Source organism: Roseibium suaedae (genome assembly GCF_900142725.1).
GTDB classification, from domain to species: domain Bacteria; phylum Pseudomonadota; class Alphaproteobacteria; order Rhizobiales; family Stappiaceae; genus Roseibium; species Roseibium suaedae.
The window spans coordinates 1,010,722-1,027,067 of record NZ_FRBW01000002.1; the positions used below are offsets into that span (position 1 = coordinate 1,010,722).

The following is a 16,346-nucleotide window of genomic DNA, read 5'->3' on the forward strand; positions in this document are numbered from 1 at the left end:
GCATGGCATCAATTGGCAAAGCAGCGATCCCGCCAAACGCTCCTGCAACCGTCACTCCGTTTCAAATCACTGCAGAATTCCCTGAGCCGGGAAAGATCCGATCCCCGCCTGATTGGCGAGAACCTGGCGTCTTCCAGCCTTTCCCGCCTCTCCGCCCCTTGCGATTTCCACAGGCACTGGCCCGATTTCAAAGGCTTGCTGCAATTGTTGAAAAGCAGGCCTGCGACCGCTTGACAGCCAGCCCTTCCGCTCACTATAAGCACCCCACATTCGCAGCGGCGCCTCGCCGCACTCGCGACGGATGGCGGAGTAGCTCAGCCGGTTAGAGCAGCGGAATCATAATCCGCGTGTCGGGGGTTCGAGTCCCTCCTCCGCTACCACTTCTCTTAAAACAAAATCAAACAGCGCGTAAGATGTCGACTCTGCTTGAGTCCTTCGCAAGGCTTGATTGCACACTTCCGCCCGCATAAACCCATAAGTGCAAGTCTTGGACGGATGAGAATGATATTCCGCCCGACAGGACTATGAATCCCCCTCCCCTCGGTAGTCCTCCGCCCAAAAATGTCATAACTTCATCAAGTTACGCTACGAACTGTTGAAGTTTTTTAGACTAGGCTGAGGGGAAACTGCCTTGACGAAATTGATCCTACCGATGCTTGCCGCGGCATGTCTTGCGCTCGCTGGCTGCCAATCCACACCGGGTAGCGCGCCTGCAGCAACATCAGCGGCAGCCCCTGCGGCCGCAGAAGTCACCAATGCGCCTGCGACCTTCGACATAGGCAAAAAGAAGATCTTCCTGACTGCAAACACGAAAGTTGAACAAAAGGACTTTTATTCCAATACCAACAAGGGTTCCTTCACCGATACGAACACCCGAAACTGGTCAAGCGCTGTCCTTATCCGCCAGAACGGCAACAATTTGCTCATCGCAGACCCTGACAATCAAGAAGGCACTGTCTTCGTCAACGACCAGAGCGTCAAATCTTCCGGCAGCATCTCTGGAAAGGGCAAGACAGTCTGCTCCCAGCTTGTTCTGGAAGAAGGCTACAAGCGGAACATCTGTTCCAGCTACACCTACAGCAATGGTGTGGTTCAGGTGACAGAGCTAGAGAAGGATCCGAGCCAGAAAAGCACCACGAACAGGAGCTACAAGTTCTCCTATGACGGTGACAGCTGCAAGTTCATCAGCTTTTCTGAAACAACGGATGCCAAAGAAGCCTATTGCGATGGTCCTTGCCTGAGCTACTACGGCGGCAAGACCAAATGGCGCTATACGATCAAGGTCAATTCGGTGTCCGGCAGCTGCAGCATCCGCTAAAAAAGCGCAATGGTCCGCGTTTGCGATACCAAGACCATTATAAAGAACGCAAAGGGCTGCCGCAGGGCGGCCCTTTCTGTTTCCCGCATGGAGCTGCATCTGGCAGAGCCTTGCTGCCCGAAATTTTCCATAACTCACCCAATGGTTTGACAATCTCTCCCCACAAGCCAAGATGGACGTTGCGGCATGCAGGGTGCCTGGCGAAGATCCATGGGAGAGCCAATGAACAAACTGCTCCAAGCGTCAGACCAGTCCCAGTCCAGCCAGGATGTCTGTTTCGTAAACATGCCGCTCTCCGGGCTCGAACGCCCGTCCATCGCCCTCGGCCAGCTTCAGGCCCTGCTTACAGGCGCAGGCATCAGCACCAAATCCATCTATGCCAATCTCTGGTTCGCCGAATATTTTGGTCTGGAATTAAGCCGTGTGCTGCAGACCGTGCCTCCGGAAGACGCTCTGGTGGACTGGCTGTTCGGCGCAGCCGCCTTTCCGGATTTTTCCCCCGATCACGACCTCTATCTCGCCTTGATGGAGAAGAAGGCGCCGCAGCTTGGCCGCGCTGGCATTACGTCCGAAATCCTTCTGGACCTCAGAGGCAAGATACAGGCTTTCACGGACTGGACGGCGGATAAGATCCTCCGGCGGTCCCCGCGCATTGTCGGCTGCACGTCCACCTTTCAGCAGCACGTGCCCGCTCTTGCCCTGCTGCGCCGGATCAAGCAAATCGCGCCCGATGTGGTGACCATGCTGGGCGGCGCCAATTGCGAGACCACAATGGGCCTGACCACCCACAGCCACTTCACCTGGGTGGATTATGTGGTGTCGGGCGAGGCAGACAGTTTCATCGTTCCTTTCATGCAGGACGTTCTGGATACCGGGTGCGAAATTGAAGCAGAGGACCTGCCCTTCGGAGTGATGGGGCCCATTCACCGTCTCGCAGGCTATCCGGTCACGGATCAGGGGGACGGAGTTCCGCGCGCCATCACCCAGGATGCCCGAAATCTGCCTCTGCCCGACTATGATGATTATTTCGAGGAACTGCGCCAGTTCCTCTACAGCAGCGTGATCGAGCCGGGTCTGCCCATGGAGTTTTCACGCGGCTGCTGGTGGGGTGCCAAAAGCCATTGCACCTTTTGCGGCCTGAATGGCGGGTCGATGGCCTACCGGGCACGGGCACCGGAAACTGTCGTCCCTGACATGACCGCCCTGACCTCCCGCTATAATGTCGACCGGGTCGAGGCCGTCGACAACATCATGGACCTTCGCTACTTCAAGACGGTTCTTCCCGAGCTGACAGAAAGGGAAAAGCCGTTCCGTCTGTTCTTCGAGACCAAGGCGAACCTGAAGAAGGATCAGGTGAAGGCACTGGCCGATGCGGGGGTCATCTGGATCCAGCCCGGCATCGAAAGCCTCGACAGCCGCATCCTGACATTGATGGGCAAGGGCTGCACTGCCGCGCAGAACATCATGCTGCTGAAATGGTGCCGCCAGTTTGGCGTGCGCGCCAGCTGGTCGATCATCAGCCATTTTCCGGGAGAAGAAGACAGCTGGTACGAAACGATGGCAGAGCTTGTGCCCGCCCTCACCCATCTGCAGCCCGGCAACATGGTGCCCCTGCGCTTTGACCGCTATTCGCCCTATTTCACCCGCCCGCAGGCCTACAAGCTCAAGCTCAAGCCTGCCGAACGCTACCGCTACGCCTATCCACTGTCTGACGAACATCTGTTCCGGCAGGTGTATTTCTTTGAAAATGAAGCTGATACTGATCCCGCAGACCGCCCGGGCGTCAAATCCATGCGCGCAGCCATGACCAATTGGCTCAAGGCCTGGCGCAACGGTCCACCTCCGGTCCTGTCCATGACGGCCACGCAAGAAGCCCTTGTGCTGGAGGACAGCCGGCCCGGCGGCGTCACAATGCTGCTGACGGGTCTTCACCGGTCGGTTCTGGAACTCTCCGACGATGGCCCCTCGGAGCATCAGGTGATCAAGACCCTGACCGAAACCGGACACACAGAAGAAGAAGTGCTGGAGGTCATGGCGGAACTGGAAGCGCAGAAATTCCTGATCCGGATCGACGGCCGCATCATCGGCCTTGCCTTGACCGCCCCTCACCAGCCTGTTCCCTTGCCCTCCGCTTTCCCGGGCGGCAGCATTGCATCAGGCCGCGACAAGTTGGGAACGCTCCTTGCTGCGTTCTGAACCAGAAAAACGCTCTGATGGCCGACTCAATGCCCGCGCGCATCTCATCAGGCTTGCAGATCCCCTGCCCCTGCAAAGCGGTGCCGTGCTGCCCGAGGTGCAGATTGCCTGCCAGAGCTATGGCCATCTGAACGAGGCGCGGGACAATGCGGTTCTGGTGCTTCATGGCCTGACCTCCGACCAGCATGCGGCAGGCGCCTCCAGCGGACCTGCGGGAAAACCTGGATGGTGGGATGTCGCGATCGGTCCCGGCAAGGCGATCGACACAGACCGCTATTTCGTCATCGTGCCGAATGTTCTGGGCGGGGCCTGCGGCACCACGTCTCCGGCCTCACGGAACCCTTCGACCGGACGGCCCTATGGTCTGCGCTTTCCGGTCATCACGCTGGCGGATATGGCCCGCGCTCATGCTGTGTTGCTGGACGCGCTCGGTATCGCCAAGCTGCATGCAACCATCGGCGGATGTCTCGGCGGATTTCAGGTTCTGGAGATGCTGGCTTCCTGTCCTGCCCGTACCGGAAAGTCCGTCATCATCAGCGCAACGGCGCGCACCAGTGCGCACAACACCGCTCTTTGGGCGGTTCTTCGTGCAGCCTTGATGAGCGACCCGAACTGGCGCGGAGGAGACTATTATGATGGCCCTTCGCCCTCCGATGGTCTCGGACTTCTCGCCATGACCGGGGCCCTCTTCTGGATGTCCCGCGAGACACTGGAGAACAAGTTCGGCGTTGCCCCAATGTCCGGCGTGCCCCGCTACACGATGGAGCCGGATTTCGCGGTCGAGCAATTCCTGAATTCGGTGAAAGGCAATGCTTCAAAAGGCCGGCTGGATGCCAACAGCCTGATCTACCTGACAAGGGCCATCGATTATTTCGATCTCGCCCGGGATGCCGGAACGCTGGAGCAAGCTTTGAAGGGGGTTCAGGATCCGGTTCTGCTGGTCAGCTACGCCTCGGATTGGCGCTATCCAGTGGAGGAAATGGACCGGATCGCACAGGCTCTGCCGACTGGGGTTCTCCATCGGCACCTCACCCTCGACAGCGCCATGGGACATGGAGCTTTTCTCTACGAGTTCGAGAGCCTGAGCCCGGCGCTGTCAGAATTTCTCCGTTAGCACCAGATGATCCACGGACATGATCGGGTCCCCCATCATGGCATGGCCGAGATCGACCTGTGAGCGGGAAATGAGCCCGGCGGCCTTGCTCGCCGTCCGATGAACGGAGATCTCGGTGAGGAGCTGACCGGAATAGCCGTGGGCAGCGTCCAGTCCGGTAATCAGGCTGCGGCCGATATGACCGGCCGCCCTTGCCGGATCGACCGTATGGGCTTCGATACAGACCATGCCGTGACGCGCGATCAATGGCTTCCAGGACCGGAACAGGGCCACAAGGGAACTGTAGGCCTGATCGGCTGAAATGCCCCCCCCGGAGGGATCGCAGAACACCGCGTGGGTCGGTGGCGAGGATAAAAGCTCTTCCGGTTGAGCGTAAGACCTGTTGTGAACGACCGACTTGTTGATGTGCAGCGCATTGGCCGCATCGATGCCCAGCGCGGCGAGTGTCTCTGCTATTTTGAGAGGCGCGCCAATGTCGCCCTGAACCGAATGGAACGGGCAACCAAGCGCTGCCAGACGACGCTCGGTCGTTGCCCTTGCAACTTCCTCATACTCCACACCGACCAGCGTCAGGGGATACTCGTTCAGCACCTTGCCCCGCTCAGTCTGGGTGGCGATGGCCTCGTAAAGCTCCGCAAGAACCGTTCCGTCGCCGGAGCCGGTGTCAATCAATGCCGCCGGCTGGTCACTCAAGGGACCATTGAAGACCGGCAGGACAGCGGCCAGAACCGGTGGCTTGCAGGCATTGGAGAACACCTTGCCGCTGAAGGCGATGTCCAATCCACGGTCAACCGTGTCCCCGGCCTCGCCACTGGCAGCTCCTTTGACCAGAATTCGGGACACAGCCTGATAGGTCGGCAGATAGGCCAGGGGATAGACATATTGGGGCGCAAGCGGCCTGGCACCTAAACCCTCGTCCGTCCAGCTCTGGCCATCATACCAGCCTGTCCGGCGCAAGAGATCGCGCACCCACGCCAATGCAAGATCGCCAGCCGGATCGCTCCAGCCATTGTCTCGCGACAGCCGGTACCAGAGCGCCGCACAGACCGGCCCGATCCGCTGCAAGGCAAACCGCTCCGGCACATCCTCCAGCGGGGCGATCTCCTCGACATTGAGATCCGGCGGCAGCGGTCCATCGCGCAGGAGACGGCGGGCGAAGGCAACATGCTGCCGCGCTCCCGATGCCCAATCAGACCGGGCTGCGATCCACTGACCGTCCGGCGTCAGCGCATAGGTTCCCTCCGTACCGGAGGCGAGCCCCTGAGAAACCAGAAGCTTCAGCACCAGCGCGGCATAACCGGAGCGAATTCCGGTTGCCTCAGAAAGGCTGTCAGCCGTCGCATCACCGCGCGCAAGAAGGCTGTAAGCGCCGAACTCATGCAGGGCTTCGTGAAGGGTTCCGGTGGCGATGCCATCGCAATGATGACAGAGGGTCGCCCAGGCACTGGTCAAACTCATCTATTTCATCTGCCGCATGACAAGACGTGCGAACTGGCCATTGGCGGCAATCAGCTCATCGAAAGTTCCCTCTTCCGCCACCTGTCCCTTGTCCAGAACGATGATCTTGTCGGCGGTCTTGATGGTCGACAGGCGGTGGGCAACGATGATCTGCGTGCAGTTCATCTTGTTCAGGTTTTCCGTCACCCTGGCCTGGGTGATATTGTCGAGCGCGCTGGTCGCCTCGTCGAGAAGCAGGATACGTGGCTTGCGGATCACCGCACGGGCAATCATCAGACGCTGTTGCTGCCCCTTGGACATCATCGCGGCCCCATCGCCGATCATGGTGTTCAGCCCCATCGGCCAGGACTTGATCTCTTCGGCAAAGCCCGCGATCTCCAGCGCCGCACTGACCTCTTCCATCGTGTAAGGATGCCCGACGGCGACATTGTCATAGATGGATCCGCTGAGCAGGCTGCCATCCTGAATGACCACACCGAACAACTGCCGCAGGCTCTTCTTGTTCAGGAAGGCCACGTCATTGCCGTCCACCAGCACCGTGCCGCTTTCCGGCTCGTCAAAGCCGAGAAGCAAGCGGAGGATCGTCGACTTGCCGGCGCCTGACGTACCGACAAGCGCCGTCGTCTTGTTCTGTTCGGCAATGAAAGACAGGTTGGACAGAACCAGCCCCGTGGTGGTCGAATAGCGGAAGGTAACATCCCGCAACTCGACGTCGCCCCGGATTTCCGTCAGCTCCTCATAGTCCGCATCCTCTTCCGGTTCGGCTTCCAGAATGGGCAGAACGCGGTTGTAATGCGGCTTCAGAAGATAGAAATGCAGGATGCCCCGGGTCGCCATGAACATGGCGGACGTGAACTGGCCGATAGCAACATTCAGGCTGACGAAGCGCGAGGTCGGCATGATGAGATTGCCCTTCTCGACCGGCAGCGGTGTCGAGGCAAAGAAGTCGAACAGGATGCCGAGCTGAAAGCCGATCATGCCGAGGACGACAAGGGACAGAAGATACGGAAAGGCCGAACGGATGACCTTGAGCCGGTAGTTCTGAATGCTCTGGTGCAGGGACAGGCCGACCATGGCGCGGTACTCGCGCATCCAGTAGGCGAAGGCCCGGTTCTCGGCCCCGGCCACGCGCAGCTTCGGCACGGTGTTGGTGATCTGCAGCATCAGGCCCTGCAGCTTGCCGCTCTGATCAAGCACCTTCTGGTTATAGCTCAGGATCAGCTTGCCATAGACAATCGCCACCACCGAGAAGACCAACGAGACCAGAAGCACCATCAAGGTGACCTTCCAGTCGTAATAGAACATCAGCAGCAAGCTGAAGACCGCTCCGACACAGCTCGTCATCAGCATGGAAACGGCCTGCGCTGCGGTCGAGCGCATGGCATCCACGCTGTCCGCCCGGTTGGCCAGATCCCCCGCATTGTATTTGCGGAAGAACTGGGCGCGCAGATTGAGGATATGGACCCAGACCGCCGTCTGCACCCTGTATTGCATGCCGCCTTCCATGCGCAGCGCGGCCAGAGACTGGACAATGCCGGTCATGGCCGTCGCGGCGGCCGTCACCAGCAGCAGGGCGGTGAAGACCTTCACCTGCCCCATTTCCGCACTCGGAATGACAGAACCCATCAGCCAGCCGATGGAGATCGGTGCCACCAGCGAGAAGATTGCCCCCAGAACCAGACAGAAAATGATGTTGCGAACGTCCCTACCTCTTCCGAAAAGACCGAAGCGCATCAGCAGCCAGGGGTTCTGCTCGCCCTCAGGCGTTGGCAGGAAGAACGCATAGACCAGCGGATCAATGGTCGCAGCGATCTGCGACGTTACCCGTTTGCGGCCTTGCGGCGTGCTGATTTCATAGCCGCCGGGCACATTCAGCAGCGCAACCGGTTCGCGCGTATCCCGCATATAGCCGAGCAAGGCGCCGTGATCGCCGCTCCACCATTTCTCGTCCAGCCGGACGGCCCGAAGCTGAAGATTGTTGCGGCGGCAGAAGCGGACGGCGAGATCCATCTCGCTGTCATCCGTCCGGGGCAGAACCATTTCCGGAGACCCGAGATAGCCCGTCGCTCTTAGAACCTGACGTGCCACGGAATGGAAGGTGGCGCCGCCTGTTTCCGTCGGCCGGAAGTGTCTGTCGACAAGCTCCACTGTTTCGGCAAGGGCAGCCGCCACATTGGCCTCGACCTTGAGCCTGGAGACCTCAGACCTCGTGTCGCGGCTGTGGCGCATGGAGCCGAATTGGGCAGCACCTTCCTCCAGGATCGCCGCACTGACCTCGGCCAGGGCCTGCCGGAAAGCATCTGGAGATGCCCCAAGTGCGGCCTGTTGCAGTGACGTCTTCCCGGCGCCTACTGTTTCCAGCCAGGTTGTCAGAAGGCTTTCAATCGGGACGGTTCCGTTCTGACCCGAGAAGCCATGCAGGACTTCCAGTGTCGTCTGCACGACCTCCGTATCCTCGGAGGGAATGGCAATGGCATGGACCTCTGTGCCTTCAGCAGAAAGCGCGGCAGCCAACCCGCCAGCCTCCACCTTGCCCAGATAGACGCGTCCCTCGGGACAGGACCAGAGAATATCGAGAGAGCCGGACAAGACCAGCCAGCAGGTGCCCTTGCCCCACAGGTCCAGCCGGTCGGAGGCATCCAAAACCTGCCGTGTATCCGCGAGCCCCAGCCCACGCACGATGGAAGCTGCCGGATCCTGCCAGTTGGCCTCCAGGATCTTTTCCAGCGCCGAGCTTTCGCCCAGTATGTCGTCCAGAAAGCTCATTGGGATGCCACCAGCTGGGCATAAATCCCCTTGAGGCGCATCAGGTCACGATGCCCCCCGCTTTCGGAAATCTTGCCGTTTTGAAGAACATGAATGGCTTCGCAGTCACGGATCGTGCTGAGCCGATGAGCAACCGTGAGACAGGTGATGCCGCGGCGCTGAACATTGCTGATGATGTTCGCCTCGGTCTCCGCATCGAGCGCCGATGTCGCCTCGTCCAGAACCAGGATCGCAGGCTCGCTGGCCAGAACCCGGGCAATCTCGAGCCTCTGCTGCTGGCCGCCACTAAAATTACTGCCGCCCGCCATCACCTTGGAGCCATAGCCCCCTGCCCGGCTCATGATGGTCTCATGGATGCAGGCGTCCTTCGCGGCCGTCATGACAGAGGACATGGGGGCCGTATGATCCCAGAGCGTCAGGTTCTCAAGGACGGATCCTTCGAACAGTTCGCTTTCCTGATCGACCCAGCCGAGGGAAGAGGCAAAGCTCTGCCGGTCGATCTCCGCAATCGGGCGGCCATCATAGAGGACCTCACCCTTCAGCGGCTGATACAGACCGAGGATCAGGCGCAGCAAGGTGGACTTGCCGCAGCCGCTGTGACCGACGAGCGCAATCCGCTGGCCCGGCTCAATGGTCAGGCTGACTTCATCGATCACTGGCGGTTCGATGACGGAATAGCCGAAGGTCACGTTGCGCAGCTCGATCCGGCCATTGAGCAACCCGTGCCCCTTGGGCATGGGAGCCGCCTTGACCTGCGCCTCCAGCAAGGCATCCGGGGGCGTTTCGAACACGTCGTTGAGCCGGTTCACATGACCATAGGCAGCCTGCATCTGGCTGTTGAAGCCCATGAGCTGCTGAACCGCCGTCATGAAATGACCGAGCAGCATCTGATAGGCGACAATGCCGCCAATGGAGAGATTGCTCTGGATGATGAGATAGGCACCAAACCCGAGAATGACCGCCGTCGTCACCGCACTCAGCAGCGTCGGCACCGCCATCATCCAGGTCGAAATCCGCTCCAGTCGCTGGGCTGCATTGACAGCATTGGTCTGATAGCCCGACCAGATGCCGAAAAAGTCACTCTCTGCCCCTGTCGCCTTCAGGGTCTGGATCGACTGCAGCCCGGACATGGCCGCACCGGTGATCTTGGCGCTGGTGTTCAGGAGTGAGGAATTCAGATCCCGCATCTTGCGCTGAACGATGACGACGACGAGCAGATTGACCGCCGTCATCAGCACCGCCACCAGCGTCAGGGGCAAACTGAAGATCGCCATGAAGGAGACATAGGCAAGGGCGGAAATCAGGCTGACGACCGCCTGCGGGATATGGCTGGACAGAAGCAGCGCGATGAAATTGGTCGATTGCAGCCGGGAAATGATGTCGCCGCTGTAGCGCTGGGAAAAGAACATCACCGGCAGCCGCAGCAGATGCCAGGTGAAATTCGTGGCGATCGTCACCGCAAACTTGATCTGCAGCCGCAGAAGCACCGATTGCTGTAGCCAGGTCATCGCCGTGTTGAAGACCCCGGCAATAGTCAGCCCCAGCAAGAGCGGAAAGAGCCAGGAGTTGAAATTCTGGGTCAGCACCTCGTCGATGAACACCCGCAGCACCGCTGACATGAAGATCGTCGGCACGACGAGAAGAAGACTGATCGCCGCAACGAGAAACACCGCCTTCAAGGATCCCCGTGACCAGTTCAAAAGCGACGGCCAGGTTCTGATCTGACGGCCACCCGTTTTGAAGTCAGGACCAGGCTTCAGCTCCAGGGCGATCTCCGAAAAGCTGTCTTCAAACTCCTTGTGCGAAACAGTCCTGCGCCCTTCCGCCGGATCGTTGAGACAGATCCGGCCGCGCTTCATGCCCTCCACGACCACGAAGTGGTTGTGGTTCCAGAAGGCAATGAAAGGCACTGGCAGTTCCAGTGCCTGATCGGCGTCAAGCTGCACCCCTTTTGACACCATGCCGAATTTCTCGGCTGCATGGCCGATCTGAGATGCCCGGATCCCATCGCGCGAAACACCGCAGATCCGGCGCAATTCCGGCAGCGGCACAAAGCGGCGGTAGTAGCCGAGAATGATCCCGAGAGCTGCCGCGCCACACTCCATCGCCTCCATCTGAAGGACGGTCGGCGTGGTCACGCGCCTCTTGCGGGGGCCGGTCCGAGCCATGCTCATCACTGCACCGTGAACCAGGTTTGCAGCACGGGCAGCAGCAGGCTGATCGGCTGGCGCAGTTCGGTCAGAACCCGGACGTCAGCCGTTGTGCCCGCGCTCATCTCGACGGGCGGCCCTTCGGAAGATGTCCAGCGCAATCCGCTTTTGGTGGCGACATCCGTATCGAGTTTTACCGTGACCTTGATCGGTGCGCCCTCCGCCATCATCTGGGCCGCAAGGGCGGAATTGCCCAGGCTGTTTTCAAGCACGGATTCCGTCACCGGCAGCGGACTGACCTCTGTCACCGTGCCGCGGATCGAGCCATAAATGTTCCGCTCCACCGACGACGGCGAGATCTCGGCGGTCATGCCCGGCTCCACCTGTTTGCCCTTGCCGATCGGCAGATAGCCCTGAACCGTCAAGACCGGCAGACCCGACTGCACGGCCCCCAGTTCCTCTCCCGCCGTCACGACCTTGCCGATCTCGGTTGCCAGTTCGCTGACCGTTCCGGAGACTGGCGACAGGATTGCCCCACCGAACTTCAGCTGGGCCTCGTAGTCGTTGAGGGTCCCCTGCGCCGTGGCCAGATCGATCTTGAGGGCAGACATGTTGTTGCTGACGGAGTTCTCGAACTCCACCTGCTGCTGCTTCAGCTGGGCAATCGAGCTGATCTTGTCGCTGATGTCCTGCTGCACCGAAATCAGCCGTTCCATGGATTGCTGGAGCACCGGCTGGGTCATCAGCCCCTTCTTGGCGAGTTCCTGATTGCCCTTGTAGATGTCCTGAAGCTGGGCTTCGTTTTGTTTCTGGCTGACAAGATAATTGTTCAGGAAGTCGAGCTGCTGATCGAGGTTCGTCTTCCGGGTGTTGATGTCTGCCGTGGAGGTCTTCTCGTAATTGTCGACCTCCTCCTGCTGCTGCTTCAACGCCTTGGCAGCCCCGTCCCGTTGCGCCTGGATCGTGGATTGATCGACGACAAACAGGACATCACCCGCTTTCACCTCTTGCCCGGGCTTGATCTTGATGTCCTTGACCACGCCCGGAGCTGTCGCCTGGATGACGGCAATGTCGCCCCCGGTAAACTCCATCACTCCTGGTCCATGCACATAGACCAGCAAGCGGCCGACCAGGCTCCAGACCACCACCGATCCGATGCAGAGCGTGAGCACCGCAAGGAGAACCCAGCTCGACGCGGAAGTGAGACGGATCGCACTGTTCAACTGGTCAGGCGAGCGCAGCGGCTCTTCGGGGATGCTGGGTTTCAAAGCCATGTCAGAAGCCCCTGAGCGGAATGAGACGGGAACGGATCGGGAAAGCGGTCAAACCAGAACACCTCCGCCAATCTGGATGGGAATATGTGAAATGGCGTGGGTCAGAACCGCCGCTTCAAAGCCGTAGCGCAGGTACACTAGCCCGGCGAGAACACCGATGATGCCGTTGAGCACCAGGGCACGGGTGATGACGAGCATGTCGATGCTGACCATTGTCGAGGTCAGCGGCAGATGGGCGAGGCCAAAGATCAGCGCGGCTGCGATCACCACAAGGAACCGGAGACTTTGGCTTTGAGCAGCCTCCTCGCCCCCGATCTTGGAAAGTCCCCAGATCAGGGAGGAAACCAGAAACAGCCGCATCAGGACTTCTTCATTGATGCCGCCATAGAGGATGCCACCCAGCAATCCGGTCCAGAAGGTTTGAACCGCAAAGACATTGGCGAAACCCGGCCGCAGACCGAAAGTATGGCCCTGAAAGACGAGCACATCCGCCAGCACCATTGCAGTGCCCCCGGCGATACCTGCCAGAGCCGCCAGCAGAAAGCCGAAAGGCTCGGCGCCTTTGCCGTCTGCGCCAACCCAGCGTTCGACCAGCGGGGCGCCCTTCAGACCACAGGCCTGCGCTGCGCAAAGACCCAGAAACGCTGCCGGGGCAAAGAGAATGACCGACTGAAGAACCGCTGAGCCATAGAGCTCCCAGTCCGGCACGTCCGGAGCGTGAATTCGGGCCCTGGCGGCAATAATCGTCGGAAGGATCGACAAGGAACCCAATATACAGGCAAAGGTAAGAAGTGCCGTTGCGCGCAGTTTGATAATCACTCGCGTCCCCCCTTGAGCCTTTGACTACAATTTAAAACCAGACGGAAAAGCCCGCCCACAAATCATCAATACCGATCTCTAGACAAGGGCGGTAAATGCACCGCCCGATGCCTTTATCTGACCATCAATCTGGTAAAAGGTTCTTAAGAACCATGCATGAATAGTTCATTTCTTCCAGTTTCGGCTTCATCCGCCGGGCAACGAATTTTGCCATCCTCGGCTGTTCCATGAAGACCGTGAAACAAAAGCGGCTGGCGGTGTTCAAAGCCTTTTGCCGCGTCGCGCAGGCCAGCCAGAGCGGAATGATCATGCCTTGGTGCTGAAGCTCTGGAGCCACGAATGAGCAAGTCCAGCGGATGAGATCCGGCCCGATCTGGTGGGTAATGATCCAGCCGCGGATGCGGCCATCCCGCTTGTCCCGCAAGGCAACACTGGTTGGCTGGTGGGCGTCGCCCTCGAAGAGGAAAGGGTTCAAATCCCGCGGTGCCCAGTCTCCAACGGCCGCAAGGATATCGTTTCGCTGTGCCTCGTCCACGTCCTCCCATCCAATGATCTCGAAGGGATCCGGCAACCGCGCCTTGACCAGCCAGGATGTCTCGAACGCATTCTTGAGTGTCGTCCGGCAGTTGAGCCCGATCACCCGGACCTGCGACCAGCCGGACGCCCTCAGGAACAGCAGCGGGCTCTGATCTTCCGGCTTCACCGTGACATAGCTCGCACCGAGGCGTACGCCCTCAGCTACAAAGGCCTGTTCTAGCTGCTGCAGCAGACGGGAGCCCAGGCCCTGACGCCGGTAGAGCGGAAGCACATAGAGCGAAGCGAGTTCAAAATCCGCATTCGACCCGGGCACACCAACGGCAAGGCCACAGGGAAAGCCACCATCTGACGCGATGGCCAGCCTCACGCCGGTCTTGCCGATGAGTTTTTCCCGGAGCACGGGGAACGTGAGATGCGCGACAGCGTCAAAAGCTTCCAGCGGCGCAAGCGTAATGTCCACACCGGCATCAGCCCTTGCCGGAATTGGGATCTGCGAAAGAAATGTCACGCTCGCCCCCGTTCCTCACGTCTGGTCCGCTTTCGCGCAAAGGCGAAAAATGACCAGGGCGGCATCACCTGACACCGCCCTGTCGATGTTCACTCTGCCGGAACAGCAGCCGCCAGGGCTTCGGCCCGGTAAGTGTCCGCCTCCACATCGGAGCTGTACTCTTCAAGCACACCGGCACTGAAGACCGTGTCCATGAACTCTGCCGCGACCATGAGGTCGGTTCCCGCTTCCACGAGAGCAGACACGACTTCGCCCATGGTGTGATGTCCGGAGACAATCAGTTCCCCGGCCAGCCGCCCGCATGAGGGGTTCTCGATCGTGTGCTCCTGGCACCGGGAGATCAGGCGGAAACCGTTCTTCACTGGCTCACAGACGAGATCCGCGCGGAACCGCGCCGGCCAATGGGCAGGCATGTCGGCCATCATGTGCGTATCGATCAGATCATCGATTGCCGCCCCGAAAGAAGCCGCATCCTCGAAATGCCGCTCGCCGAAGACACGATAGCCCAGCGGATACTTGTCACTGCCCGGAACTGGCACAACGAGCTGAACGGTCTGCCGGACCATCGAGACCAGGAAACCGGAAACGCAGGCAATCGTCGTATGATCGATCTCAAGCTCAGAAATCTTCTCCGACCGGCCCGCTTCGCGCAGCTTCTGAACCCGCTCGCGGGCACGTCCCGCATGAGCCTTGGCCGAAAGCGAATGCTTGCTCTGCAGCACCAGCTCCACGCCCATGAGTTCTTCCGGCGTGAAGGCCCCATGGATCTTGTCGAGATGCCGGACGCTCAGGACGGAGAAGCGGTTGGTGACCGTCTTGAACTTGTCGAAGAGCGCCAGAACCCGGCGGGTCAAGGCCTCATCCTTCAGCGGTGCAGCCGTGGTGGTCTGCGGCAGCGCACCGGTGATGTGATAATAATCCTCGATGAACCGGTCATAGTCCGGATTGTCACAGGGATCAGTGGCCCAATAGCAGAAGCCCGTCTGGACCGCTGTGTCAAAGCGGTCATTCATCGCCTTGACCACCCCCTTCCACATCTCGCCCTTTTCGTCATAGGAGACATGACCTCGGAACTTGTCTGCAGACAGGCCGCAGAACCAGCAACCGACCGTGCAGCCTTCGCTCAGTTCAAAGGCAACGATGGGATGAACCACTGCATGGGCAGAAGCGCCAAGTTCGCTGTAGGAGCGGCGGATCTGTCTCTGCCGCCAGCGGTCAAATTTCGGATGAATATGCTCGGTTGCACCCTCGTCGCGGATCATGTCGCGGTGGGTGAGCATGTCCTTGATATAATCGTCCCAGGCGGCTGCCTTTGGCCACCGTTGGCGCTCGTCGGAATGCCGCCACTTGCGGTGATCCACGCGCCAGAGGGTCGGAACCTCTGCCGGATCCAGTTCAAGGCCGAAGGCCTCCGCCGCCTTCGACGGGCAAGCCAGGTTTTCACCCAGCGCCTGGCGGAAGGCAGGGTCAGTCGCAAGCCGTTCCATGAAACGCTTGGTATGGGCCAGTTCGCGAATTTGCTCCGCGCTCCGGGTTTCAAAAATACCGCGGTAATGCCGCGTGGCCTTGGTGATCTTCATCGAGCAAAACGCCCTTCTCAACCGATCCGCAAATTGGCACCGCTCTCCGCCCTTGCGTCACGGGACGCAAGGGACGGAACCGAACAGTACCGGCACAGTGTCAGGCCGGATCAGGTCAGGACGGCAGCAGCCACAGCCACGACTTCGACCGCAGCGGCAACATCCGCAGCCGCTTCAGCCACCTGCACGGCGCTTGTGGCCACTTCCGCAGCTTCCACTGCGGTGCTGGCGACAGCCGTTGTCTGCGCGACCGTACTGGAGGTTGCAACAGAGCTATGGTGATGCTTGCCGCCCGCAATGGCGTCAAGCTGTTCGTCGGTCAGGTCCTTGGGAGACTTGGAAAGAATATATTCCTTGGCTTCGTCGATCGAGAATTCGTATCCCTTCGACTTTGCAAATTCCACGATAGAGGCAAGTCCTGTTGCCGCTCCCTTTACGGCATCTCTCAGTTCCGGATCTTTGGCGATATCGTCTGCAAATCGTTGTGCGTCAGAAATAGACATCTCGGTTCTCCTGAAATGGGACGAAAGACCCCGCACACTCTCCAAAAATGCGGCATCCCTCACAATACCACTTGCAAGGTAGGGCTATTTGCAAATAACCGTCCACCATAAATTGTAGTTAAT

The 16,346-nt window shown here is 59.6% G+C and carries 11 protein-coding genes and 1 tRNA gene; 4 read left to right on the plus strand and 8 right to left on the minus strand.

Annotated features, from left to right (window positions below):
* Nucleotides 1-303 precede the first annotated feature (303 nt).
* The 4 genes from BUA94_RS11705 (at nucleotide 304) to metX (ending at nucleotide 4,628) form a co-directional block, all read left to right on the plus strand.
* Nucleotides 304-380 (plus strand) — tRNA-Met (locus BUA94_RS11705).
* A 251-nt stretch (nucleotides 381-631) separates the two neighbouring features.
* Complete coding sequence (locus tag BUA94_RS11710) at nucleotides 632-1,318, plus strand: hypothetical protein (protein ID WP_139251098.1); 687 nt, start codon at nucleotides 632-634, stop codon at nucleotides 1,316-1,318.
* Between the two features lie 222 nt (nucleotides 1,319-1,540).
* The gene (locus tag BUA94_RS11715; protein ID WP_073013228.1) at nucleotides 1,541-3,514 is read left to right on the plus strand and encodes a RiPP maturation radical SAM C-methyltransferase; all 1,974 of its coding nucleotides are present in this window, start codon (nucleotides 1,541-1,543) and stop codon (nucleotides 3,512-3,514) included.
* Nucleotides 3,501-4,628 carry a homoserine O-acetyltransferase MetX gene (gene metX, locus BUA94_RS11720; RefSeq protein WP_175558029.1) on the plus strand — a complete coding sequence of 376 codons (1,128 nt, stop codon included), beginning with the start codon at nucleotides 3,501-3,503 and terminating at the stop codon, nucleotides 4,626-4,628. The genes BUA94_RS11715 and metX overlap by 14 nt, the downstream gene beginning before the upstream one ends.
* Here metX and BUA94_RS11725 read toward each other — a convergent pair.
* The 8 genes from BUA94_RS11725 to BUA94_RS11760 all read right to left on the minus strand — a co-directional run bounded on the left by BUA94_RS11725 (nucleotide 4,611) and on the right by BUA94_RS11760 (nucleotide 16,223).
* Nucleotides 4,611-6,086 (minus strand): AprA-related methyltransferase, encoded by a 1,476-nt coding sequence (locus BUA94_RS11725; RefSeq protein ID WP_073013230.1) that lies wholly within the window; start codon nucleotides 6,084-6,086, stop codon nucleotides 4,611-4,613. The two genes, metX and BUA94_RS11725, sit on opposite strands and share 18 nt — an antisense overlap.
* On the minus strand, nucleotides 6,087-8,852 hold the full coding sequence (locus tag BUA94_RS11730; RefSeq protein WP_073013231.1) for an ATP-binding cassette domain-containing protein: 2,766 nt from the start codon (nucleotides 8,850-8,852) through the stop codon (nucleotides 6,087-6,089).
* Complete coding sequence (locus tag BUA94_RS11735) at nucleotides 8,849-10,990, minus strand: NHLP family bacteriocin export ABC transporter peptidase/permease/ATPase subunit (RefSeq protein WP_208980058.1); 2,142 nt, start codon at nucleotides 10,988-10,990, stop codon at nucleotides 8,849-8,851. Before BUA94_RS11735 ends, BUA94_RS11730 begins: the two co-directional genes overlap by 4 nt.
* Nucleotides 10,991-11,025: 35 nt before the next feature.
* The gene (locus tag BUA94_RS11740; protein ID WP_073013233.1) at nucleotides 11,026-12,276 is read right to left on the minus strand and encodes an NHLP bacteriocin system secretion protein; all 1,251 of its coding nucleotides are present in this window, start codon (nucleotides 12,274-12,276) and stop codon (nucleotides 11,026-11,028) included.
* A 48-nt stretch (nucleotides 12,277-12,324) separates the two neighbouring features.
* Complete coding sequence (locus BUA94_RS11745; protein ID WP_139251099.1) at nucleotides 12,325-13,095, minus strand: CPBP family glutamic-type intramembrane protease; 771 nt, start codon at nucleotides 13,093-13,095, stop codon at nucleotides 12,325-12,327.
* A gap of 124 nt (nucleotides 13,096-13,219) precedes the next feature.
* Nucleotides 13,220-14,140, minus strand: a complete 921-nt coding sequence (locus BUA94_RS11750) for a GNAT family N-acetyltransferase (RefSeq protein WP_073013235.1) — start codon at nucleotides 14,138-14,140, stop codon at nucleotides 13,220-13,222.
* Nucleotides 14,141-14,229: 89 nt separating this feature from the next.
* Entirely contained in the window at nucleotides 14,230-15,720 is a 1,491-nt protein-coding gene (locus BUA94_RS11755; RefSeq protein ID WP_073013236.1) for a radical SAM family RiPP maturation amino acid epimerase, read from the minus strand.
* Nucleotides 15,721-15,830: 110 nt separating this feature from the next.
* Nucleotides 15,831-16,223, minus strand: coding sequence for a Nif11-like leader peptide family natural product precursor (locus BUA94_RS11760; protein ID WP_073013237.1), 393 nt, complete (start codon nucleotides 16,221-16,223; stop codon nucleotides 15,831-15,833).
* Nucleotides 16,224-16,346: the final 123 nt, after the last annotated feature.

What these genes read in the sequence shown, in the direction of transcription:
- BUA94_RS11725 (WP_073013230.1), bottom strand. Translation starts at nt 6,086, where the DNA reads ATGAGTTTGACCAGTGCCTGGGCGACCCTCTGTCATCATTGCGATGGC.
- BUA94_RS11755 (WP_073013236.1), bottom strand. Translation starts at nt 15,720, where the DNA reads ATGAAGATCACCAAGGCCACGCGGCATTACCGCGGTATTTTTGAAACC.
- BUA94_RS11740 (WP_073013233.1), bottom strand. Translation starts at nt 12,276, where the DNA reads ATGGCTTTGAAACCCAGCATCCCCGAAGAGCCGCTGCGCTCGCCTGAC.
- BUA94_RS11715 (WP_073013228.1), top strand. Translation starts at nt 1,541, where the DNA reads ATGAACAAACTGCTCCAAGCGTCAGACCAGTCCCAGTCCAGCCAGGAT.
- BUA94_RS11730 (WP_073013231.1), bottom strand. Translation starts at nt 8,852, where the DNA reads ATGAGCTTTCTGGACGACATACTGGGCGAAAGCTCGGCGCTGGAAAAG.
- BUA94_RS11760 (WP_073013237.1), bottom strand. Translation starts at nt 16,223, where the DNA reads ATGTCTATTTCTGACGCACAACGATTTGCAGACGATATCGCCAAAGAT.